Genomic DNA, 21,343 nt, shown 5'->3' with positions numbered 1-21,343 from the left:
CCCTGCCCCGCTCAGAGATGGGCGAGGTAACTCGTCACGGCAGGGCGCACGCTGGATTGGCCGGCATTGCGCGCCTGCTGGATCACCTGCCGCAGCTCGCCCAGATCGGCGCGGCGGATCAGGTGTTTGACCGGGCCGATCGAGGCGGGCCGCATCGAGAGCGTACGGATGCCGAGCGCCGCGAAGGTCAGCGACTCGATCGGGCGGCCCGCATCCTCGCCGCAGAAGCTGAGTTGGGTGTCCGAGACCGCACAGCGCGCGATGATCCGTTCTAGGAAGTTCAGGAACGACCCGTCGAGGGTATCGTAGCGGCGGCGCACGCGTTCGTTCTCGCGGTCGGCGGCGAAGAAGAACTGCTTCAGGTCGTTGCCGCCGATGGAGATGAAATCGCAATCGCGGTAGAAGCTGTCGGGCGCGAAGCCGAGGCTCGGGGTTTCCAGCATCGCGCCGATGCGCAGCTCTTCGGGCACGGGGCGGCCCATCTGCGCCTCGCGGTCGCGGACCCGCAGCAGCGTGTCGCGCGCGGCGTAGAATTCCTCAGGCAGCGCGATGAAGGGGAACATGATCGAAGTCGGGCGGCCGTCGGCGGCGCGCAGCAGCGCCTGCAGCTGCATCCGCAGAATCCCCGGCTTGTCGAGCCCCACCCGCAGCGCGCGCCAGCCCATCGCGGGGTTCGGCTCGTCTTGCGGCTTCATGTAGGGCACGACCTTGTCGGAGCCGATATCGAGCGTGCGGAAATTCACCCGCTTGCCGTCGGCGGCATCCATCACCCGCTTGTAGAGCTGCACGAGTTCATTGCGGCGCGGGACCTTGGTGCGGGTCAGGAATTGCAGCTCGGTGCGGAACAGGCCCACCCCATCAGCGCCGGAGCCCTTCAGCGAGGGCAAATCCGCCATCAGCCCCGCATTCATCATCAGCGAGACGGTCTGGCCCGATTTGTCCATCGCGGGCTGGTCGCGCAGCGAGGCATAGCGTTTCTGCGCCTCCGCCTGCATCGCGATCTTGTCGCGGAAGGCATGGGCCACGCTTTCCTCGGGCCGCAGATGCACCACGCCCTGATCGCCGTCGACGAGGATCGGGTCGCCGTTCAGCGCCTCGGCGGTAATCCGGCCCGCGTGGATCACCAGTGGGATCGAGAGCGCGCGGGTGACAATCGCGGCATGCGAGCCGACCGAGCCCTCCTCCAGCACCACGCCCTTGAGCTTGCGGTCATAATCGAGCAGTTCCGCAGGGCCGATATTGCGCGCCACCAGCACCGGGTTCTCCGGCATCTCGGCCCCGGTATCGCTGCCCTGCCCCGTCAGTTGCCGCAGCAGTCGGTTCGACAGGTCGTCGAGATCGTTGAGCCGCTCGCGCAGGTAAGGATCGGGCGCCTTGCGCATCCGGTCGCGCGCGGCGTTCTGTTCCTTCTCCACCGCGGCTTCGGCAGAGAGACCCGCGGTGATGTCTTCCAGCATCCGCCGCTTCCAGCCCTTCGAAGCCGCGAGCATCTTGAAGGTTTCCAGCACCTGCCGCTGATCCTTGTCGATCAGGGTCGGGCTGGCGAGCATCTCGTCGATCTTGCCGCGCAGTTCGGTGATCGCCTCTTCGAGCCGCGCGGCCTCGGCCTCCGGGTCTTCAGCCACCGGGTTGGTCACGACGACGCGCGGCTCGTGCAGCCAGACGCGGCCTTCGGCGGCGCCTTCCTGCCCCGTCGCGCCGCGGAACATGACCGGGAAGCGATGCGTCGCGCCGATCTCGGAATTCTCGCCGCCGGTGAAAGCGCCGAGTTCGGTCATTTCGGCCAGCACCATCGCGACGACCTCGAGCCCGTAAAGTTCATCATCCGAGAAGCTGCGCTCGTCCTTCGACTGCACGACCAGAACGCCGAGCTTCTCGCCCACACGCTGGATCGGCACGCCGACGAAGCTGGAATAGATCTCTTCGCCCGTCTCCGGCATGTAGCGGAAGCCCGGCTCGGAAGGCGCATCGGCGGAGTTGATCGGCCGGCCCGACCGCGCCACGCGGCCCACGAGCCCCTCGCCCAGCCGCATCCGCGTGTGGTGGACAGCCTCTGCCTTCAGGCCTTCGGTTGCGCAAAGCTCGAGCGTTTCGGGATCGCGGAACAGGTAGATCGAGCACACTTCGGTACCCATCGAATCCGCAATGATCTGCGTGATGTGATTGAGCCGGTCCTGCCCGTCGCCCTCCGTGGCCAGCGTATCGCGCAGGCGTCGCAACAGCGTGCGACTATCACTTTCGCTCAGTTCCACCATCCGCGCAGGTCGTCCCTGTTTCTGCGGCCCTTCGGGTTACTCAGGCCTTGTCGAGTTCGAAGGCATCATGCAGGGCCTGAACCGCCAGTTCCAGATATTTGCGGTCGACCAGCACCGAAATCTTGATTTCCGACGTAGCGATAACCTTGATGTTGACGTTTTCAGCGGCCAGCGCCTTGAACATCTTCGCCGCGACCCCCGCGTGGGAGCGCATACCGATGCCCACGACGGAAATCTTTGCCACGTCTTCATCGGCGACCAGCTCGTCGAATTTGATCAGCCCTGCGTCGCGGGCGTCTTCCATCGCCTTGCGGGCGCGGGCGACCTGATTGACCGGGCAGGAGAAGGTCATGTCGGTGACCTTGACCTCATGCTCGGCCTGACGCTCGGAGATGTTCTGGACGATCATGTCGACATTCACCCCCGCATCCGCGAGCGGCCCGAAGATCGCGCTGGCGATACCGGGGCGGTCTTCGACCGTCACGAGGGTCATTTTCGCTTCGTCGCGGGAAAAGGCGACGCCGGAGACAACTTTCGATTCCATGATTTTATCCTCGTCGCAGACCAGAGTGCCCGAATTCTCCGTGGTTTCCTCGAAGGAGCTTAGCACGCGCAGCGGCACCTTGTAGCGCATCGCGAGCTCGACCGAGCGGGTTTGCAGAACCTTCGCCCCGAGGCTCGCGAGTTCCAGCATCTCCTCGAAAGCGATGCGGTCGAGCTTGCGCGCCTTGGAGGAGACGCGCGGGTCGGTGGTATAGATGCCGTCGACATCGGTGTAGATGTCGCAACGCTCCGCGCCGAACGCGGCGGCGAAGGCCACGGCGGTCGTGTCGGAGCCGCCCCGGCCGAGCGTGGTGATCCGGTTCTCCGGCGAAAGCCCCTGGAAGCCTGCGATCACCGCGACCTTGAAGCCCTCGGAGAATTTCTGGTCGAGATTTTCGCGCGGGATCGACACGAAGCGCGCCGCGCCATGCGCCGAGGTCGTGTTGATTGGCACCTGCCAGCCCTGCCAGCTGCGCGCGGAGACACCCATCTCCTGCAGGCGCAGCGACATCAGACCGGCTGTGATATTCTCGCCCGAGGCGACCACGGCGTCATATTCGCGCGCGTCATAGAGCGGCGAGGTCGTCTCGACCCAGTTGACGAGTTCATTGGTCTTGCCCGACATCGCCGAGACAATCACGATGACATCGTAACCGCGTTCGACTTCGCGCTTCACCTTTTCGGCGGCGTTGGCGATCCGGTCGAGATCGGCGACGGAAGTGCCGCCGAATTTCATCACCAGAATGGGCATGGAAATCCCCCTTGGGCAGAGTCGGGCCTCTGCTAGCTCAAGCCGTTGGGCCGCGCAAGAGATTTGGCGTTTCGAGGGTCTCAGATCGGCGCTGGGGCGCTGCCCCTCTTCGCTCGCGCGAATTCACCCCGGGATATTTGGAAAGAGCGAAAAGGGTCAGTTCGTCTTGCGAGTCGACAGGAAGGGCAGCGGCAGAACCGGCAGCCCGTCCTCCAGCATCTTGCGCGCCTCTTCGGGTTTCGCCTCGCCGTGGATCGCGCGTTTCTTGGCGGTGCCTTCGTGCATGGCGCGCGCTTCGGTGGCGAAGTTCATGCCGACGTAATCGGAATTCTTCTCGATCTCGCGACGCATCGCGGCGAGGGCCTGTTCGGCCTCGGATTGCGGCTGCGAAAGGGGGCGTTCGGCGGCGGGCTCGCCCGTCTTGCGCGTCTGTGCGACAGGCGGCGCCATCAGCGATTTCTCGACCTTTTTCGAACCGCAGATCGCACATTCCAACTGGCCTGCGGATTTGAGCGCCTCGAACCCGGAGGCCGAGGGGAACCAACTGTCGAAGCGGTGCTCATTCTCGCATTGCAGCGTATAACGGATCATGTCTGCATCTCCCGGATGCATATGGAAGTAAGCGTTTTAGGCCGCAATGCAAGCGCGTCGCCGTCGCTCAGAGCCGAGCGAGGAGCGCCTTTGCAAGGCTTTCGACATCGGCAGGCGGGCCGAGAGCCCCCCGTGCGGCGCGCGCCATTTCAGCCTGCGCATCGGCGTCGAGCGCGGTGAAGGCGGCCGCAATATCGGCTTCGGTTTCGCAAAGCCGCGCCCCGCCTGCCGCGTCGAGTGCCGCAAAGGCCTCAGCGAAATTCGCGACATCGGGGCCATGTAGCAAAGCGCAGCCGAAGCCCGCGGGCTCATAGGGGGTATGGCCGCCCTTTTCGACGAGCGAGCCGCCTACGAAACACAGGCCTGCGCTCGCATACCAGCGGCCCATCTCGCCCAGCGTATCGGCCAGATAGACCTCCGCCGTCGGAGGCTCGTCCTTCGAGCGAGTGGTATGGCGCAGCCCGGCCTTGGCGATCAGCGCCGCGATCTCGGGCGCGCGGCGCGGATGGCGCGGGGCGAGGATCAGGCGCAGGTCAGGGCGGCGCGCGCGCGCCTTCGCGAAGGCGGCAAGGATCGGCGCGTCTTCGCCCTCATGGGTCGACGCGGCAAGCACCGTATCGCTGCGCTGCCAGTCGAGCGGCACACCGGGTGCGACGGTGATCGCCGTCTTGAGATTGGCGGGCGGCAAAAGTCGATCACGCGGCAGGCCAAGGTCGAGGAACCGCGCCTCGGACCCCGCATCCTGAGCCGAGAGTGCGGTGATCTGGGCGATCATCGGCTGCGCCATCCCGATCTTCGCCCAGCGCGCCGCAGAGCGGGCCGACATCCTTGCACCGATCACGAAGATCGGCCGCTTCGCATCGGCCATCAGAGCCATGCGGTTCGGCCAAAGCTCATTCTCGATCACGACCAGCGCGCGGGGCCGGTGGCGCGACAGAAACCGCCGCAGCACGGCGCGATGATCGAGCGGGGCCATGCGGATCGCGATGCGCGGATCGGCCCAGCCCTGCCCCAGCTCGCGCGCCGTCACCGTGTTCACCGTCACCAACACGTGCACCGCGGGTTCTGCGGCCAGCAGCGCATCGATCAAAGGCTTGGCGGAGGTCAGCTCTCCATTCGAAGCCGCGTGCAACCACAGACGGTGCGGCGCGGCCTCCCCGCCGCCCAACCGCTCCGCCAGAGCGGTCCGGCTTTCCCGCCCGCGCAAAACGCGCCAGAGCAGCGCCGCCAGAACAGGCAGGCTCGCGATACTGACGAGAAGGCGGTAAAGGACCATGAAAGGCTCCGGCGAGATTTGCGCCATAGAACGGATCCCCCCCCTCACAGGCAAGCCCCTCCTTGCGTTTTCGCAAAGCGACTTTGCGCGAATGAACGGGTCATGGCCTTGTTTCCCGGACGGCAGCTTGCGAAAGTCTTGCCCGGAGGCGCAGTTCGGGAGGGGCTTATGGAGCAATACGATTATATCGTGGTCGGCGGTGGCAGCGCAGGCTGCGTTCTGGCGAACCGTCTGTCGGAAGATCCGAAAAACAAGGTGCTGCTGCTGGAAGCGGGCGGGCGAGACAATTACCACTGGGTGCATATCCCGGTGGGCTACCTGTACTGCATCGGCAATCCGCGCACCGATTGGGGCTACAAGTCGAAAGCCGATGCCGGGCTGAACGGGCGCGAGCTGCTCTATCCGCGCGGGCGTATCCTTGGCGGCTGCTCCTCGATCAACGGCATGATCTACATGCGCGGTCAGGCGCGCGATTACGATATGTGGGCGCAGTCAGGCAATCCCGGCTGGAGCTGGGACGACGTGCTGCCGCTGTTCAAGAAGCAGGAAGATTTCTATCGCGGCGAGAGCGACCTGCACGGCGCGGGCGGCGAATTGCGGGTGGAAGAAGCCCGCGTGCGCTGGGAGATGCTCGACACCTTCCTCGAGGCTGCCGAAGAGGCAGGCTTCCCGCGCACCGACGATTTCAACACCGGCACCAACGAGGGCGGCGGCTATTTCCACGTCACGCAGAAAGCCGGCTGGCGCTGGAGCGCGGTGAAAGCCTTCCTGAGACCCGCGATGAAACGCCCCAACCTGCGGATCGAGACCAATGCGCAGGTCGAGAAGCTCCTGATCGAGGAGGGCCGCGTCGTCGGCATCCGCTACAATCAGAATGGCCAGAGCCATGACGTGAAGGCGGGCGAAACCGTCCTCTCCGCCGGTTCGGTCGGCTCGGTGCAGATCCTCGAGCTGTCAGGGATCGGGCGCGGTGACGTGCTGTCCGAGCATGGCATCACTCCGGTGGCCGAGGTCGATGGCGTGGGCGAGAACCTGCAGGACCACCTGCAACTGCGCCTCATCTACAAGGTCTCGGGCGTCAAAAGCCTCAACACCATGTCCTCAACCCTCTGGGGCAAGGCGAAGATCGGCATGGAATATGCGCTGTTCCGCTCGGGACCGATGTCGATGTCGCCCTCGCAGGTGGGCATCTTCACGCGCAGCTTCCCCGAGAAGGAGACGCCCGATCTAGAATATCACGTCCAGCCGGTCAGCCTCGACAAGTTCGGCGATGCGGTCCACCCCTTCCCCGGCATGACGGCGAGTGTGTGCAACCTGCGCCCCGAAAGCCGCGGCCATGTGCATATCACCTCGCCCGATTTCCGCGCCCATCCCGAGATCGCGCCGAATTACCTCTCGACCGAGGGCGATCGCCGCGTCGCCGCCGAAGCGATCCGGCAGGTCCGCCGCGTCGCCTCGCAACCCGCTTTCGCGAAATACAAACCCGAGGAATACAAGCCCGGCCCGGACTATCAGACCGAGGCGGACCTCGTGAAAGCGGCGGGCGATATCGGCACCACGATCTTCCACCCCGTCGGCACCTGCCGGATGGGCTCGGATGACGGCGCGGTTGTAGACTCGCGGCTGCGACTGAAAGCGCTGAAAGGGCTGCGCATCGCGGATGCCTCGGTGATGCCGACGATCACCTCGGGCAACACCAACGCGCCGACGATGATGATCGCCGAGAAGGCCGCGCAGATGATCCTCGAGGACGCGAAGGGCTGAGGGTTCGGAGGGGGCGCTGCCCCCGCTCCTTCGGAGCCCCCCGGGATATTTTCGCCAAGAGGAAGAGAGACTTCCTTCCTCTTGGTCTAAATATCCCCGCCGGAGGCATCCGACCTTGGCCAGAGGCGCGAAGCTTCGATCACTTGGCGATGCGGGCGACAAGCTCCTCGCGCAGCACGCCCTCATCGGTGCCGGTGTCGCGGGCAAGGCGCTTGAGGCCGAAATGGACGCGAGCGATTTCCTGATAATAGCTGGTGAAGGCGTAGTTGACGGCCGCACCTGCGACCGCGCCAAGAACCGGGGCCGCCTGAGCCGCAAGCTTCTGACCCAGCACGATCGACAGGCGTGGCGCGACCTTGGCGATCAGCGATTTCAGGCTCGGCCCGGTGATCGTAGCCCGCGCGGCGAGGAAGCTCAGATCCATCCCGTCATCATCCTCGAGCGGCCCGGCAGAGGCGAAGACCCGCAGGCATTCGAGCCGCACCTCTTCCGAGGCCGGATCGAAGCCATGTTCGGCGGCGATGCCCTGAATGGCGCGCAACAACATAGTGACCGTGAAAGGCAATTCCGCGAGCGAACTGCCCAGGCCCCCGACGCCGCCCGCAGCCCCCATCGCGGTGGTCAGCGTGCGGTTCATCCAGTCGGGCCGGTCCGATACGATCCCGCGCGAGCGTTCGGCAGCGGTCATCGCACCTGATAGCGCGCGTTCCGTCGCCCCATCCAGCCCGTTGCGGACCGGGGTGGGCAATTTGCCCAACAGCCCCTCGGCAGAGCCTCCGATATAGCCGATCACCTGCATCACCACGCCGCCCGCCGCGCGGTGGCGTTTCGCGAGCGAGTCGAGCTGACCCAGAATCGCCGGGTCGCTCACGGGGGGAAGAATATCTGCCATCATCGCCTCCTTGCCTTTCCCTGATATGGGGCGGCGGAGGCGCTTCGGCAATCAGTCGTCTTTCTCGACTTGGCCTTTGACGCCGTCCCAGGCGCCGGGCACCAGTTCGAGGCCCAGAACGCGGTCGGGGTTGGTGGGCGGCGGCATCTCGACATCGTCGAGCTTCTCGAAGCCGAAGCGTTGGTAATAGGGCGCGTCGCCCACCAGCAGCACCCGCTCCCAGCCGAGATCGGCAGCGCGGGAAAGACTTTCATGCATCAGGATACCGCCCAGCCCTTCGCCCTGCCGCGTCGGGTGGACCGCGATCGGCCCCAGCAGCAGCACGCGCTTGCCGCCCACCCTGACCGGCCAGAAGCGGATCACCGCGGCGAGGATGCCGTCCTGGCGCAGCGTGAGGCAAAGCGGGCGCACCGGATCGACCCCGTCGCGCAGCCGGTAGGAGGACAGCGCCGTGCGACCCGGCGCGAAGCAGAGGTCATAGAGCGCCTCGACTTCCCACCAGTCTTCCGCCGTCTCTTGTTCGAGCTGATACATACGCCCGCCGCCCCTTTCAGGCTGCCCCTTTCCTGCGCGGTAGCATGCGCTAAGTTCGGGATCAAACAGGAGAAAGCATGTTCTATCGCACTTCAGATGGCCACCCTCTCGCCCATAACCCGTTCAATTCCATCGTCGCCCCGCGTCCGATCGGCTGGATTTCGACACGTAGCGAGATGGGCGACAACCTTGCGCCCTACTCCTTCTTCAACGCGGTCGCCTATACGCCGCCGCAGGTGATCTTCTCCTCGACCGGGGTGAAGCCCGACCGCGACGGCACGAAGGACAGCGTCTCGCAGCTGCGCGAAGCGGGCGTGTTCTGCGCCAATCTCGTGACCTATGCGCTGAAGGATCAGATGAACGCCTCCTGCGCGAATTATCCTGCAGGCACCGATGAGTTCGCCGAATGCGGGATCGAGAAGGCGGAATGCGAGACGATCGACTGCCCGCGCGTGGCGGCAGCGCCCGCCTCGCTCGAATGTCGAGTCGTTCAGGTGATCAAGCTTCTGGGCGAGGGGAATTACCTCGTGCATGGCGAGGTGACGGGCATCCATATCGCGGACGATTGCCTGAAGGACGGGCTCTATGCGCCGCCCGACCGTCTCGTGCGGCTTGGCAATCGCGGCGATTACGCGGCCGTGTCGGAAACCTTCGAGATGCTGCGGCCTAAGCTCTGATCCGTGCGCGCGCCCGGCTGCGGCGGCCTTCAATCAGCGTGTAGAGGCCGCTCGCCACGATTAGTGCCGCACCCACGATCATCGCCGCATCGGGCCGCTCGCCGAACACCACCGCGCCGAGGATCAGCGCGAAGATCAGGCGGGTGTAGCGGAAGGGCGTGATGACCGAGACCTCGCCCATCCGCATCGCCTTGGTCAGCGACCAATAGGCGAGGCTGCCGAAGGCCACCGCACCGGCCACGTCACGCAGCGCAAAGAGATCAGGCGTCGTCACACCGCCGAAGATCAGCAGGATCAGCACGCCGGTCGGGATCAGCATCATGAAGCCGTAGAAGCTGAGCTGGAAATTCGACAGGACCGGCGAGCAGGCGCGCGTCGCCAGATCGCGGCCCGCGAACCCCAGCATCCCCAGCACGGTCCAAAGGGCAGCCGGGACGAAGCCGTCGAGGCCGGGGCGCAGCACGATCAGCACGCCGATGAACCCGATCCCCACCGCGACCCAGCGGCGGATGCCGACGCGTTCGGAAAACACCACCGCCGCGCCTGCGACGACGACCAGCGGCGTTGCCTGCAGGATCGCGGAGGCGTTCGAGAGCGGCGTCAGCGCGATCCCCAGCGTGTAGCCAAGACGCCCAACCACTTCGAGCGCGAGCTTGATCAGGAGCGGTTTCGAAGCGAGCGCCGGATGTAGCAGCCGCTGGCCCCGCGCGGTGATGAGCACACCGAAGACCACCATCCCGCCGAGGCCGAATAGCATCAGCACCACGCCCACCGCGAGATGGGTCGAGGCGGATTTGACGAACATGTCTTCCATCGCGAAGGCCGCCATCGCGACGACCATCAGCACCGAGCCGCGGATATTTTCCATAGATCCTCCCGTGGGGACTCCCATACCCCCCTGCGCCGATAGACCGCGCGGCAAGTGGCTGCAATCCCTCTTTCCTCCCGGGGCCGTGGCGCTTAGGCTCGCTGCGACGCGGAAAAGACAGGCGAAGGATGCGCAGAATGGACAGAATGATCGGGGTGATCGGCGGCTCGGGCGTCTATCAGATCAACGGGCTCGAAGGGGCCGAATGGATCACCGTCGAGACGCCGTTCGGTGCGCCCTCCGATCAGGTACTGACCGGCACGCTGGACGGTGTGAAGATGGCCTTCCTGCCCCGCCACGGGCGCGGCCATGTCGAGACGCCGACCACCGTTCCCTACCGCGCCAATATCGCCGCGATGAAGCAGCTGGGTGTGACCGATCTGATCGCCGTCTCGGCCGTGGGCTCGCTGAAAGAGGCCTATGCGCCGGGCGATTTCCTGATCGTGGACCAGTATATCGACCGCACCTTCGCCCGCGAGAAGACCTTCTTCGGTCCCGGCATGGTAGGCCACGTCTCGGGCGCGCATCCTGTTTGCTCCGACCTCTCGGCAGCCTGCGCCGAGGCCGCGCGCAAGACCGGCGTGAGCGTCCATGAGGGCGGCACCTATGTCGCGATGGAGGGTCCGCAATTCTCGACCAAGGCCGAGAGCGAGCTTTACCGCCAATGGGGCGCCGACGTGATCGGCATGACCGGCATGCCCGAGGCCAAGCTCGCCCGCGAGGCGGAGCTGCATTACGCCTGCGTCGCGATGATCACCGATTACGACTGCTGGCACCCCGATCATGATGCCGTGGATGTGGCGCAGGTCGTTGCCGTCGCAATGAAGAACGCCGATAAGGCGCGCGATCTGGTCGCGGCTCTGCCCGGTCTGCTGAAGGGCGCTGCGGGCGATTGCGCCACCGGCTGCACCCACGCCCTCGACAGCGCGATCATGACCGCCCCCGACAAGCGCGACCCCGAGATGGCGCGCAAACTGAAGACCATCGCGGGCCGCGTGCTCGACCTCTGAGGATCCCATGACCAACGTCAAAGACTATATCCGCACCATCGCCGATTTCCCCCATGAGGGGATCATGTTCCGCGATGTGACGACCCTCTTCGCCGATCCGCGCGGCTTCCGCATGGCGATCGACCAGTTGCTGCACCCTTGGGCGGGCCAGCAGATCGACAAGGTGGTGGGTCTCGAGGCGCGCGGCTTCATCATCGGCGGTGCGATCGCGCATCAGCTGTCGAAAGGCTTCGTGCCGATCCGCAAGAAGGGCAAGCTGCCCGGCCAGACGATTTCGCAGGCCTACCAGCTGGAATATGGCGAGGCGGTGATGGAGATGCACGAGGATGCGATCAAGCCCGGCGAGAAGGTTCTGGTCGTCGACGATCTTCTGGCCACCGGCGGCACCGCGCAGGCGGGCATCCAGCTGATCGAGCGCGTCGGCGGCGAGATCGTGGGCCTCTCCTTCATCGTCGATCTACCGGAACTGGGCGGGCGCAAGCTGCTCGAAGATCGCGGCATGAATGTCAGCGTTCTGTGCGAATTCGAGGGGGCGTGAGCCCCCGCCCGACACCCGCCATTCTTGCCGTCGTGATCCGCGACGGACAGGCGCTGTTGGTGCAGCGGGCGAACCCGCCCGATGCCGGGCTCTGGGGCTTTCCCGGCGGCAAGGTCGAGTTCGGCGAGACGCTTCTTGCGGCGGCAGAACGCGAGTTGCTGGAGGAAACCGGCGTGCAGGCGCGGGCCACCCATGCCTTCAACGCGCTCGACGTCCTCGCGGAGGATGGAAAGGGCACGCTGGAGCATCACTTCGTGCTGGTCGCGGTCGAATGCCAGTGGCAGGCCGGAGAGCCGGTCGCGGACGACGACGCGCTGGATGCACGCTGGGTCGCTATCGACCGGATGGAGGAGGATTTCCCCCTCAGCCGTGACGTGGCACGGATTGCCCGGCAGGCCGCCGCGCTGGGACCGCGTTAACGTCTTTCTTACGCGAATCGACTTACCCTGAGCCGGCCTGATGGTTCGGCTGCTTGCAATGACACGTGAACCAGAACGCCGCGCTCCGCCTGCTCTCCTGGCGGGGCGCGTTTCTCTTGGCCCTCAGCGCTCCGCCAGCACCGCGCCGGGGTTCAGGATGCCTTTCGGGTCGAGCGCCGCCTTGATCGCGCGCATCGCAGCGAGCTTGCCCGGATCGCCGTAACGCTCCAGATCGCCCACCTTGAGCCGCCCGATCCCATGCTCGGCCGAGATCGAGCCGCCAAAGCGGTCCACCAGATCGTAGACCGTTTCGGGGATCGCACGACGCAGGTTCTCGTATTCCTTGCGGTCGCGCCCCTCGGCGGGGAAGGCGTTGAAATGCAGATTGCCGTCCCCGACATGGCCGAAGCAGTTGATCCGGATATTGCCGAGGTCGAGAAGCGCATCACGCGCCTCTTCGATGAAAGCGGCCAGTTTCGGCAGCGGCAACGAGATGTCATGGCTCGAGATCGATCCGATCCGCTTGTTCGCCTCCGGCAGGCTCTCGCGCAGGGACCACATCTCGGCGCGCTGGCTCTCGGAGCTTGCGATCACCCCATCGCTGACCAGCCCCTCGGCCGCCTCAAACAGCTCTCCCAGCGCCTCCTCCGGCGCCAGCCCCTCGGGCAGACCGATCTCGATAAGCACCGACCAGTCGGGGCGCGCCTCGAAAGGTTGATGCACCTCCGGCCCGACCTCGTCGAGAAAGCGCAGCCCCTGCCCCGAGATCATCTCGAAGGCCGACACGCAGCCCGGCATCCGGGCCTCGGCCAGTTCCAGCAGTTCCAGCGCGGCGGCGGGGCTTTCGACCACCATCATCGCCGTGCCGACCGCCGCCGGGCGCGGGAACAGCCGCAGGGTCGCCGCCGTGATGATCCCGAGCGTGCCCTCGGACCCGATCAGCAGGTCCTTCAGATCGTAGCCGGTATTGTCCTTGCGCAGATGCTTGAGGCCGGAGATCACCGTGCCATCGGCCAGCACCGCCTCGACGCCCAGACACAGCTCGCGCGCGTTGCCATAGCGCAGTACGTTCACCCCGCCCGCATTGGTCGCCAGCACACCGCCGATCCGGGCAGAGCCCTGGCTTGCGATCGTCAGCGGGAACAGCCGCTCCGCGCCTTCCGCCGCCTGCTGGGCCTCGAGCAGCGTCGCGCCCGCCTCGATCTCCAGCACATGGCCGGTGACCGCGCGCACGGCATTCATTTTCTCGAGGCTCAGGATGACCGGCGCGAGACCGTCTTCGGTAATCTGGCCGCCGACCAGACCGGTGCCCCCGCCATAGGGCAGCACCGCGACGCCCGCCGCGTGGCAGTGCTTCAGCACCGCGGCGACCTCTGCGGTCGACGTCGGCTTGACCAGAACTCCGCCAAGGCCGTGATACCGCCCGCGCGGCTCTTCCAGATAGGACGCGCCCGGCGCCCCGAGGCTCAGGCGCGGCACCGCGTCCCGCAGCGTCTCGACGAAACTTTCATCAGCGGCGGTACGCATCTCTGCCTCCTTCGGCTTGGCTGAAATATCCCGGGGAGCTGGCTGCGCCAGCGGGGGCGGAGCCCCCTCGACCGTTCGCCCCGCACCATGTCGCGTGGGCGTAAGTGTCCCTATCGGACATCCGTCCGTCCCCGGCGATCCGAGCGCAGGTTGGAATAGAGGACATGATTGCGCCAGCGCCCGTTGATCTGCAGGTAGCTCTGCGCGACGCCCTCGTATTTGAAGCCGGATTTCTCCAGCACCCCGCGCGAGGCCGCGTTCTCGGGCAGACAAGCTGCCTCGATGCGGCTCAGGTCGAGCTTCGTGAAAGCGTAATGAACCACGGCCTCGATCGCCTCGCGCATATAGCCATGACGCGCGTGGCGTTGGCCGATCCAATAGCCCAGCGTGCCCGCCTGCGCCGGTCCGCGCCGGATATTGTCGAGCGTGATCGCCCCCAGAAAAATGTCATCGCGGCGCGAGAACAGAAATACGGGAACGGCGGTGCCGTTCGCGATCGCGCGCGCCGCCCAATAGACCCGGTTCGAGAACGCCTTGCGGCTGAGGTGATCGGAGGACCAACTCGGCTCCCAGGGCGTCAGGAAGTCACGGCTATCCTCGCGCAGGCTGGCCCACGGACGATAATCCCCATGCTGCGGCGGACGCAGGATCATTCGATCCGTATCGATCCGCAGCTGACGACGACGCGCGAACATCAGGCGGCGAGCCTTTCGCGCAGCTCCCCAAGCTCGGGCGCATCCTTGACCGGGCCGTAAAGCGCCATGGCCGTGCGCCCGCCAGTGGCGAGCCGTTCCCCGAAGTCGCGCACCGCATCGCGGGTGACGCTGTCGATCCGCGCCGAGGCCTCGTCGATCCCGGGCACCCTGCCCCAGATATAGAGGCTGCGCGCCATGCGTTCGGCACGCGCCGAGGCGCTTTCCAGCCCCATCAGAAGCCCCGCCTTGATCTGAGCGCGGGCGCGGGCGATCTCGACCTCGGTCATGTCTTCGGCGGCACGTTTCAACTCGTCGATGGTCAGTTCGGCCAGACCGCGGACCTCGTCGCCGGAGGTGCCCGCATAGACGGTGAACATACCGGTATCCTCGTAGGCGCCTGCCTGCGAGAAGATCGTGTAGCACAACCCGCGTTCTTCGCGGATCTTCTGGAACAAGCGCGAGGACATACCCCCGCCCATCGCCACCGAATAGACCTGCGCGGTGTAGAGGTCGGCATCGCGATAGCTGGGCGACTCGATGCCAAGCGCGAAATGCGCCTGTTCGAGCTGTTTGATCTCGCGCCGCTCGTTGCCGATCCATTTCGCCGGATAGGGCGCGGGGTTCAGCGCGGGGCGCAGGTCGCCGAAGATATCTTCGGCGCGTTTCACGATCTCCGCGTGATCGACCGCACCCGCCGCCGAGAGGATCATCTGATCGGGGCCGTAATGTTCGGTCACGAAAGCCGAGAGATCGTCACGCGCGAAGCTGCGGACCTTCTCCGCCGGGCCGAGGATCGTGCGGCCCATCGGCTGATCGGGATACGCGGCCTCTTGCAGCCAGTCGAAGATCACATCGTCGGGCGTGTCGAGCGATTGGCCGATCTCTTGCAAGATCACGCCGCGCTCCACCTCGATCTCGCGCTGATCGAAGACCGGGTTCAGCAGAATGTCCGAAATCACGTCGAGCGCGAGCGGCACGTCTTCGGCAAGCACGCGGGCATAATAGGCGGTCATCTCGCGCGAGGTATAGGCGTTGATATAGCCGCCCACGTCCTCGATCGCTTCCGCGATCTGCAGCGCGGAGCGGGTCTTGGTGCCCTTGAACGCCATATGTTCGAGGAAATGCGCGATGCCGTTCTGCTCGGGGCGCTCGTGGCGGCCACCGGCCGTGATCCAGACGCCGATCGCGGCAGAGGCGAGGCCCGGCATCGACTCGGTAATGATGCGCAGACCGTTCTTGAGTGTGGTCATTTCGATCATGTGCGGCGGCGCTCCCGGATCAGGGCTTCAAGGTCTGCAAGGTCATTCGGCACGCGGGTCACGCGCTCCTCGCGGGTGAACAGATCCGCCATGCGCGGCGGCAGGTCGGGGCGGATGCCCGTCGCCTCTTCCACCGCATCGGGGAATTTCGCGGGATGCGCGGTGGCGAGTGTGATCATCGGCGTGGCCGGGTCACGCGCGACCGCCGTTTTGCCCACGTTCACGCCGACTGCGGAATGCGGACAGAGCAGCTCGCCGGTTTCCTTGAGCGTATCGCCGATCTCTTCCATCGTGCGCGCCTCGCCGACCGAGCCGCTGTCGTAGATATCGCGCAGCGCACCGATGGCGTTTTCGGAGACGGTGAAGGAACCTTCGGTTTTCAGCTCGTCCATCAACTTCTCGATCGCGGCCCCGTCCTTGCCATAGGCCCAGAAAAGCGCGCGCTCGAAGTTCGAACTCACTTCGATATCCATCGACGGCGAGATCGAGGGCGTGACGCCCTGCTTGGTGTAATCGCCCTTCTCGAGGCAGCGGTGCAGGATGTCGTTCTGGTTCGTCGCGATCACCAGACGCTCAACCGGCAGACCCATTTCCTTCGCAAGGAAGCCCGCGAAGATATCGCCGAAATTGCCGGTGGGCACGGTGAAGGACACTTTGCGATGCGGCGCACCGAGCGCCACGGCGGAGGAGAAGAAATACACGATCTGCGCCAGCACACGGGCGAAGTTGATCGAGTTCACGCCCGCCAGACCGACCTCGTCGCGGAAGGTGAAGTCGTTGAACATGTCCTTCAGCTTGCCCTGGCAATCGTCGAAATCGCCGTCGAGCGCGAGCGCGTGAACATTGCCCTCGATCGGCGTCGTCATCTGGCGGCGCTGCACTTCGGACACCCGGCCATGCGGGAAGAGGATGAACACGTCGACATTGTCGAGCCCGCGGAAGGCCTCGATCGCCGCCGAGCCTGTATCGCCCGAGGTGGCGCCGACGATGGTGATCTTCTTGTTCCGCTTCTGCAGTTCGATCTGGAACAGCTGCCCGATCACCTGCATCGCGAAATCCTTGAACGCGAGCGTGGGGCCGTGGAACAGCTCCAGCAGGAAATGGTTCGGCGCCAGCTGCACCATCGGCGCGCGGGCGACATGGCCAAAGCCGGAATAGGCGCGCGTGATGGCGCCGCGCAGTTCCTCGTCCGAGAAAGTCTCGGAGACAAACGGCTTCATCACGCGGAACGCGACTTCCTCGTAGGGCTGCCCCGCGAGCGCGGCGATCTCGTCGGCGGAGAACTGCGGCACGGTCTCGGGCACGTAAAGCCCGCCGTCACGGGCAAGCCCCGTCAGCATCGCATCGCCGAAATTCAGAACCGGGGCTTTGCCCCGAGTGGAAACATAACGCATCGTCAATCCTCAGGCCTGTTGCCGCCTGATACGCCAGAGAAGAAAGATTGTCATCCCAGCCCAGACGATTGCGAGCAAAAACCAGGTGATCGCGTAGCCGAGGTGGTCATTCGGGATGCCGGTGATTGTGACGGGGACCGGCGTTATGCCCTGCGCGGCGCCTTGAACGGTGCGAGCGACGATCAGGATCGGCTCGGTCCCGAGCTTGCCGGCCATCGCGGGCACGTCGCGGGCAAACCAGATGCCGGTCTTGGCATCGGGCTCGGGCGTATAGCTGTCGGTCTCTTCGGGCCAATGGAGGTTGCCGGTGACGCTGAGCGCCGTGGCGGGGCGGTCGGTGCCCTTTTCGCCCTCGGGGATGAAGCCACGATCGAGCAGGATCTTGCGGCCCTGATCGGTCTCGAACGCGTCGATGACCCGGTAGCCCGCGCCGACGCCCTTCTGGCCCGAAAGCACGAGGATCTCCTGCCCCGTCGTGCGCCCGCTTACCGTGACGGGTTCGTATTTCAGCGGCTTGGTGTCGGTGCTCTTGGTCGGCAGCGCCTGCGGCTGGCCTTCGATCTTGGCGGAAATCTCGGCCAGCATCGCCTCTTTCCAGCCCAGCCGCTGCACCTGCCAGATACCGAGCGAGATCAGGATCGCGCAGCCGACGATGCCCAGCAGTAGCGGAAAGATGTAGCGTTTCATCAAGCCTCCAACAAAGCGGCGCGAGGGTCACCCCCCGCGCCGATCTGCGCAGTTGTGTGTAGTGGCCGGGGGCGCTTACGCGCTGCCCCAGATATAGATCGACGCGAACAGGAAGAGCCAGACCACATCGACGAAGTGCCAGTACCAAGCGGCGGCCTCGAAGCCGACATGCTCGTTCTGGGTCATCTGGCCTTTGACGATCCGGATCAGGCAGACCAGCAGGAAGATCGTCCCGATGATCACGTGCGCCCCGTGAAAGCCCGTCGCCATGAAGAAGTTCGCGCCGTAGATATTGCCCGCCAGACCGAAGGCCGCGTGGCTGTATTCATAGGCCTGCAGCACCGTGAAACAGGCGCCGAGGACAACCGTCAGGATCAGGCCCTGCTTGACCTGGCTGCGGTCGTTTTCATGCACCAGCGCGTGGTGAGCCCAGGTGAGCGTCACGCCCGACAGGAGCAGGATCACGGTGTTGATCAGCGGCAGGTGCCACGGATCGAAGGTCACGATGCCTTCGGGCGGCCAGACGCCATCCTGAATGGGGCTCATCGGGCCCATCGGATACATGGCGTGCTTGAAGAAGCTCCAGAACCACGCCGCGAAGAACATCACTTCGGACATGATGAACAGGATGAAGCCATAGCGCAGGCCGATCCGCACCACCGGGGTGTGATCGCCCACTTCGCCCTCGTGGACTACGTCCGACCACCAGCCATACATGGTGTAGAGCACCACGAGCAGGCCGCCGAAGAAGACGTAATGGGTAATGCTCTGCATCCAGAGCACCGCCCCGAAGAGCATGATGAAGCCGCCCACGGCGCCGAGGAAGGGCCAGATCGAGGGTGGTAGGATGTGGTAGTCGTGGTTCTTTGCGTGGGCCATGCGTCTCCCTCCGATGGCTAGTTGACCGTCTCCGTCTCCCTTTGACGGACCGAGGCAGTTTCCTCCGGCTCGGGAAGGTCGGTTTCATAGAAAGTATAGCTCAACGTGATCGCGTGAATCCGCTTCGCATCGGCATCCTCGACGATGTCGGGATCGACGAAGAAGCTCACCGGCATCTGCACCCTCTCCCCGGGTTGCAGCACCTGTTCGGTGAAGCAGAAACACTGGATCTTGTCGAAATAGTAGCCAGCCACGTCGGGCGAGACATTGTAGCTCGCCGTGCCCGCGATCGGATGATCGGTCGGGTTGTAGGCCTCGTAGAAGGCGAGCCCGTTCTGCCCGATCTTCAGTTTCATCTCGGTCTGGACCGGCTTGAACTCCCACGGCATGCCGCGCGCGACATTGGCGTCGAAACGCACGAGGATCTCGCGGTCGAGCACTTTGTCGGGCAGCACCTCGGCGGTGTTGGTCGTACCGCCATAGCCGGTCGTCTTGCAGAACCAGTTGTAGAACGGCACCGCAGCCCAGGCCCCTGCCCCCATCACGACGATCACCGCGAGCAGCGAGAGCAGCACGCGCGTGTTCGACCGATCTGCGGGGCGTTGGGTCATTTCGCGGCCCCTTCTTCCGGCAGCACGGAGGCGCGCGGCTGGTGGTCGTAGGCTTCCATTTTCGAGCCGTTCTCGACCTTGACCACGGTCAGGCCGAAGACGATTGCGACGAACCCGAGAAGAACCGCGCCCAGCCCCGCATTGCGCGAGAACCGACGGATATGAAGGTCACTGTCCCGGGTGATTGCCATCGCTTACCAGACTCCCAAACCGATATAGCTCAGCCCCGCTTCGGCCAGCAAAGCCGCGAAATGCGCGAAGAGGTAGATGAGCGAGAAATAGAAGAAGCGCTTCTCGACCGCGTATTTGTCGGCCTCCGCCTGCGCTTCGGTGCGGGCGTGGATGTCGATCGCGCCCTTGATGAACAGCGCATTCATGATCAGCGCCGTCGCGAAATAGACCGGACCGCCGATCGAGGTGAAGCCGGTGCCGACCGCGATGGGGGCGAGAATGAAGGCGTAGAACAGGATGTTCTTGCGCGTGACCAGACGACCATGGGTCGAGGTCAGCATCGGCACTTTCGCCTCGTCGTAATCCGCCTTCATGAACAGCGCGAGCGACCAGAAATGCGGCGGCGTCCAGAGGAAGACCAGCAGGAACATCGCTACGGATTCGATCGAGATGCCGCCCGTCGACACGGCCCAGCCGATCATCGGAGGGAACGCGCCCGCCGCGCCGCCGATCACGATGTTCTGCGGCGTCGCGCGCTTCAGCCACATCGTGTAGACGACGACGTAGAAGAAGATGGTGAAGGCGAGGAACAGGCCCGAGAAGATATTCGTGGCCAGAGCCAGCATCACGCAGGAGATGCCCGACAGCGCGAGGCCGAAGCCCAGCGCCTCGCGCTCCGAAATGCGGCCCGCCGGGATCGGACGGTTCCGGGTGCGGCGCATGATGCGGTCGATATCCGCGTCATACCACATGTTCAGCGCGCCCGAAGCACCGCCGCCCAGCGCGATGAATAGGATCGCGACGAAGCCCACGAAGGGATGCACCGGATTCGGCGCAACCACGAGACCGACGAAGGCGGTGAAGACCACCAGCGACATCACGCGCGGCTTCAGAAGCGCGATGTAGTCGCCGAACCGCGCCTCGTTGTCCTGTTGGCGGATATAGCTGATGTCACTCATGAAAGCGTCCCTCGGGTGTTATCGCACAATGAATTCAGTTCTGTGCGACCCGAACCGCGCCATCCGTCTCGACCGAGGCGAAGTCATTCTTCGCACGCTCAAGCCAGTTAGCGTAAACTTCCGGTGAGACAACTTTGACCACGATGGGCATGTAAGCGTGATTGGTGCCGCAAAGCTCCGAACACTGGCCGAAATACACACCTTCTTGATCGGCCTTAAACCACAATTGCGCGATCCGGCCCGGCACGGCGTCCTGCTTCACGGCGAAGGCGGGCACGGTCCAGCTGTGAATCACGTCCGCGCCAGTGACTTGCACGACGATCGTCTTGCCCGCGGGCACCACCATCGCGTTGTCAGCTGCCAGCAGATATTCGTCGGGCGCATAGCCATGATCTGCGAGTTCGTCTTTCGCGAGCATCAGCGAATCGAACGCCACGCCCTCATCGGGGTATTCATAGCCCCAGTACCACTGGTAGCCGGTCACCTTCACGGTGATGTCGCCTTCCGGGATTTCCTGCTGATTCCACAGCGCGGGCAGCGAAAACGCCCCGATCGCCACGAGAATCACGATCGGCACGAAGGTCCAGGTGATCTCGAGCGGCGTGTTATGCGTGAAGCTGCGCGGCGTCGGATTGGCGCGGCTGTTGAAGCGCAGGATCGCGTAGATGATCAGTGCGAACACGAAAACGCAGATCGCGGCGATGATCACCAGCAGCATATGGTCGAGCCATTGCTGATCTTCCGCGAGGTTCGAGGACGCGGGCTGGAACCCCGTGCCGCCCAGATGCGGCTTACCGATCACCGGCAACCCCTTGATCATGTCCTGAGCCGAGGCCTGCCCGGCGACGAGCGTCAACATAACAGCCGACGTGACAGCGGCCGCGATGCCGCGGCCCTTGCTTGCAAAGCGCATAAGTCCCATGTCTCCCTTTTGGCGGCGTTTCTCCCTGCCGCCCGACGGCGTTCGGATCTCCCAAACCGTTCACCGTTGCGTGTTCTCACTTTAAAATCATATTGGGAGGGTGGCGCAAGCAAAAGCTGCG

22 protein-coding genes are annotated in these 21,343 nt (G+C 64.8%); 5 read left to right on the top strand and 17 right to left on the bottom strand.

Annotated features, from left to right (window positions below):
• Positions 1–11 precede the first annotated feature (11 nt).
• The 4 genes from ptsP to BMI88_RS01060 form a co-directional block, all read right to left on the bottom strand.
• On the bottom strand, positions 12–2,255 hold the full coding sequence (gene ptsP, locus BMI88_RS01075; protein ID WP_078545276.1) for a phosphoenolpyruvate--protein phosphotransferase: 2,244 nt from the start codon (positions 2,253–2,255) through the stop codon (positions 12–14).
• Positions 2,256–2,295: 40 nt separating this feature from the next.
• Complete coding sequence (locus BMI88_RS01070; RefSeq protein WP_078521836.1) at positions 2,296–3,549, bottom strand: aspartate kinase; 1,254 nt, start codon at positions 3,547–3,549, stop codon at positions 2,296–2,298.
• A 156-nt stretch (positions 3,550–3,705) separates the two neighbouring features.
• Positions 3,706–4,140, bottom strand: a complete 435-nt coding sequence (locus BMI88_RS01065) for a DUF1178 family protein (RefSeq protein WP_078545274.1) — start codon at positions 4,138–4,140, stop codon at positions 3,706–3,708.
• A 67-nt stretch (positions 4,141–4,207) separates the two neighbouring features.
• Positions 4,208–5,416, bottom strand: coding sequence for a glycosyltransferase N-terminal domain-containing protein (locus BMI88_RS01060; RefSeq protein WP_078547213.1), 1,209 nt, complete (start codon positions 5,414–5,416; stop codon positions 4,208–4,210).
• A gap of 168 nt (positions 5,417–5,584) precedes the next feature.
• Between BMI88_RS01060 and BMI88_RS01055 the strand changes: the two genes are divergently transcribed.
• Positions 5,585–7,180, top strand: coding sequence for a GMC family oxidoreductase N-terminal domain-containing protein (locus BMI88_RS01055; RefSeq protein ID WP_078545272.1), 1,596 nt, complete (start codon positions 5,585–5,587; stop codon positions 7,178–7,180).
• 139 nt (positions 7,181–7,319) lie between these two features.
• Here the strand turns inward: BMI88_RS01055 and BMI88_RS01050 are convergent, their stop codons facing one another.
• Positions 7,320–8,075: an EcsC family protein gene (locus BMI88_RS01050; protein ID WP_078545270.1), complete on the bottom strand. Its 756-nt coding sequence runs from the start codon at positions 8,073–8,075 to the stop codon at positions 7,320–7,322.
• Positions 8,076–8,123: 48 nt separating this feature from the next.
• Positions 8,124–8,606, bottom strand: coding sequence for an N-acetyltransferase (locus BMI88_RS01045; RefSeq protein WP_078545268.1), 483 nt, complete (start codon positions 8,604–8,606; stop codon positions 8,124–8,126).
• Positions 8,607–8,683: 77 nt separating this feature from the next.
• Here BMI88_RS01045 and BMI88_RS01040 point away from each other — a divergent pair, with 77 nt between their 5' ends.
• Positions 8,684–9,283, top strand: a complete 600-nt coding sequence (locus tag BMI88_RS01040) for a flavin reductase family protein (RefSeq protein ID WP_078545266.1) — start codon at positions 8,684–8,686, stop codon at positions 9,281–9,283.
• On the opposite strand, the gene BMI88_RS01035 is transcribed toward BMI88_RS01040, so the two are convergent.
• Positions 9,273–10,151 (bottom strand): DMT family transporter, encoded by an 879-nt coding sequence (locus BMI88_RS01035; protein WP_078545264.1) that lies wholly within the window; start codon positions 10,149–10,151, stop codon positions 9,273–9,275. The two genes, BMI88_RS01040 and BMI88_RS01035, sit on opposite strands and share 11 nt — an antisense overlap.
• A gap of 137 nt (positions 10,152–10,288) precedes the next feature.
• On the opposite strand from BMI88_RS01035, the gene BMI88_RS01030 reads away from it, so the two are divergent.
• The 3 genes from BMI88_RS01030 to BMI88_RS01020 are packed head-to-tail and all read left to right on the top strand — an operon-like array spanning position 10,289 to position 12,118.
• Positions 10,289–11,161, top strand: a complete 873-nt coding sequence (locus BMI88_RS01030; protein WP_078545262.1) for an S-methyl-5'-thioadenosine phosphorylase — start codon at positions 10,289–10,291, stop codon at positions 11,159–11,161.
• A gap of 7 nt (positions 11,162–11,168) precedes the next feature.
• Positions 11,169–11,699, top strand: coding sequence for an adenine phosphoribosyltransferase (locus tag BMI88_RS01025; RefSeq protein ID WP_078521850.1), 531 nt, complete (start codon positions 11,169–11,171; stop codon positions 11,697–11,699).
• Complete coding sequence (locus tag BMI88_RS01020) at positions 11,696–12,118, top strand: NUDIX hydrolase (protein ID WP_078545260.1); 423 nt, start codon at positions 11,696–11,698, stop codon at positions 12,116–12,118. Before BMI88_RS01025 ends, BMI88_RS01020 begins: the two co-directional genes overlap by 4 nt.
• A gap of 123 nt (positions 12,119–12,241) precedes the next feature.
• Here BMI88_RS01020 and BMI88_RS01015 read toward each other — a convergent pair whose 3' ends face one another.
• From BMI88_RS01015 to coxB, 10 genes are all read right to left on the bottom strand, one after another.
• On the bottom strand, positions 12,242–13,645 hold the full coding sequence (locus tag BMI88_RS01015) for an FAD-binding oxidoreductase (RefSeq protein WP_078545258.1): 1,404 nt from the start codon (positions 13,643–13,645) through the stop codon (positions 12,242–12,244).
• Between the two features lie 110 nt (positions 13,646–13,755).
• On the bottom strand, positions 13,756–14,340 hold the full coding sequence (locus BMI88_RS01010; RefSeq protein WP_078521856.1) for a GNAT family protein: 585 nt from the start codon (positions 14,338–14,340) through the stop codon (positions 13,756–13,758).
• Positions 14,340–15,599 carry a pitrilysin family protein gene (locus BMI88_RS01005; RefSeq protein WP_078545256.1) on the bottom strand — a complete coding sequence of 420 codons (1,260 nt, stop codon included), beginning with the start codon at positions 15,597–15,599 and terminating at the stop codon, positions 14,340–14,342. Before BMI88_RS01005 ends, BMI88_RS01010 begins: the two co-directional genes overlap by 1 nt.
• Complete coding sequence (thrC, locus tag BMI88_RS01000; RefSeq protein ID WP_078545253.1) at positions 15,596–16,993, bottom strand: threonine synthase; 1,398 nt, start codon at positions 16,991–16,993, stop codon at positions 15,596–15,598. The genes BMI88_RS01005 and thrC overlap by 4 nt, the downstream gene beginning before the upstream one ends.
• 9 nt (positions 16,994–17,002) lie before the next feature.
• Positions 17,003–17,683, bottom strand: a complete 681-nt coding sequence (locus BMI88_RS00995) for an SURF1 family protein (RefSeq protein WP_078545250.1) — start codon at positions 17,681–17,683, stop codon at positions 17,003–17,005.
• A 72-nt stretch (positions 17,684–17,755) separates the two neighbouring features.
• Positions 17,756–18,559 (bottom strand): cytochrome c oxidase subunit 3, encoded by an 804-nt coding sequence (locus tag BMI88_RS00990; RefSeq protein ID WP_078545248.1) that lies wholly within the window; start codon positions 18,557–18,559, stop codon positions 17,756–17,758.
• A 17-nt stretch (positions 18,560–18,576) separates the two neighbouring features.
• Positions 18,577–19,170, bottom strand: coding sequence for a cytochrome c oxidase assembly protein (locus BMI88_RS00985; RefSeq protein WP_078521866.1), 594 nt, complete (start codon positions 19,168–19,170; stop codon positions 18,577–18,579).
• Entirely contained in the window at positions 19,167–19,361 is a 195-nt protein-coding gene (locus BMI88_RS00980; RefSeq protein WP_078545246.1) for a hypothetical protein, read from the bottom strand. The genes BMI88_RS00985 and BMI88_RS00980 overlap by 4 nt, the downstream gene beginning before the upstream one ends.
• Before the next feature lie 3 nt (positions 19,362–19,364).
• Positions 19,365–20,300: a heme o synthase gene (gene cyoE / locus BMI88_RS00975; RefSeq protein ID WP_078545244.1), complete on the bottom strand. Its 936-nt coding sequence runs from the start codon at positions 20,298–20,300 to the stop codon at positions 19,365–19,367.
• Positions 20,301–20,334: 34 nt separating this feature from the next.
• Positions 20,335–21,213: a cytochrome c oxidase subunit II gene (coxB, locus tag BMI88_RS00970; protein ID WP_093476891.1), complete on the bottom strand. Its 879-nt coding sequence runs from the start codon at positions 21,211–21,213 to the stop codon at positions 20,335–20,337.
• Between the last annotated feature and the right edge of the window lie 130 nt (positions 21,214–21,343).

Source organism: Thioclava sp. F36-6 (assembly GCF_002020305.1).
Taxonomy (GTDB): Bacteria; Pseudomonadota; Alphaproteobacteria; order Rhodobacterales; family Rhodobacteraceae; genus Thioclava; species Thioclava sediminum.
The sequence above is the reverse complement of the archived record's forward strand: the minus strand, read 5'-3'. Positions and strand labels throughout refer to the sequence as shown.

Bases quoted from the DNA above. Each gene is read 5' to 3' on its own strand.
- ptsP (WP_078545276.1), bottom strand. From the start codon at position 2,255: ATGGTGGAACTGAGCGAAAGTGATAGTCGCACGCTGTTGCGACGCCTG.
- BMI88_RS01070 (WP_078521836.1), bottom strand. From the start codon at position 3,549: ATGCCCATTCTGGTGATGAAATTCGGCGGCACTTCCGTCGCCGATCTC.
- BMI88_RS01065 (WP_078545274.1), bottom strand. From the start codon at position 4,140: ATGATCCGTTATACGCTGCAATGCGAGAATGAGCACCGCTTCGACAGT.
- BMI88_RS01060 (WP_078547213.1), bottom strand. From the start codon at position 5,416: ATGGTCCTTTACCGCCTTCTCGTCAGTATCGCGAGCCTGCCTGTTCTG.
- BMI88_RS01055 (WP_078545272.1), top strand. From the start codon at position 5,585: ATGGAGCAATACGATTATATCGTGGTCGGCGGTGGCAGCGCAGGCTGC.
- BMI88_RS01050 (WP_078545270.1), bottom strand. From the start codon at position 8,075: ATGATGGCAGATATTCTTCCCCCCGTGAGCGACCCGGCGATTCTGGGT.
- BMI88_RS01045 (WP_078545268.1), bottom strand. From the start codon at position 8,606: ATGTATCAGCTCGAACAAGAGACGGCGGAAGACTGGTGGGAAGTCGAG.
- BMI88_RS01040 (WP_078545266.1), top strand. From the start codon at position 8,684: ATGTTCTATCGCACTTCAGATGGCCACCCTCTCGCCCATAACCCGTTC.
- BMI88_RS01035 (WP_078545264.1), bottom strand. From the start codon at position 10,151: ATGGAAAATATCCGCGGCTCGGTGCTGATGGTCGTCGCGATGGCGGCC.
- BMI88_RS01030 (WP_078545262.1), top strand. From the start codon at position 10,289: ATGGACAGAATGATCGGGGTGATCGGCGGCTCGGGCGTCTATCAGATC.
- BMI88_RS01025 (WP_078521850.1), top strand. From the start codon at position 11,169: ATGACCAACGTCAAAGACTATATCCGCACCATCGCCGATTTCCCCCAT.
- BMI88_RS01015 (WP_078545258.1), bottom strand. From the start codon at position 13,645: ATGCGTACCGCCGCTGATGAAAGTTTCGTCGAGACGCTGCGGGACGCG.
- BMI88_RS01010 (WP_078521856.1), bottom strand. From the start codon at position 14,340: ATGTTCGCGCGTCGTCGTCAGCTGCGGATCGATACGGATCGAATGATC.
- BMI88_RS01005 (WP_078545256.1), bottom strand. From the start codon at position 15,599: ATGATCGAAATGACCACACTCAAGAACGGTCTGCGCATCATTACCGAG.
- thrC (WP_078545253.1), bottom strand. From the start codon at position 16,993: ATGCGTTATGTTTCCACTCGGGGCAAAGCCCCGGTTCTGAATTTCGGC.
- BMI88_RS00990 (WP_078545248.1), bottom strand. From the start codon at position 18,559: ATGGCCCACGCAAAGAACCACGACTACCACATCCTACCACCCTCGATC.
- BMI88_RS00985 (WP_078521866.1), bottom strand. From the start codon at position 19,170: ATGACCCAACGCCCCGCAGATCGGTCGAACACGCGCGTGCTGCTCTCG.
- BMI88_RS00980 (WP_078545246.1), bottom strand. From the start codon at position 19,361: ATGGCAATCACCCGGGACAGTGACCTTCATATCCGTCGGTTCTCGCGC.
- cyoE (WP_078545244.1), bottom strand. From the start codon at position 20,300: ATGAGTGACATCAGCTATATCCGCCAACAGGACAACGAGGCGCGGTTC.
- coxB (WP_093476891.1), bottom strand. From the start codon at position 21,213: ATGCGCTTTGCAAGCAAGGGCCGCGGCATCGCGGCCGCTGTCACGTCG.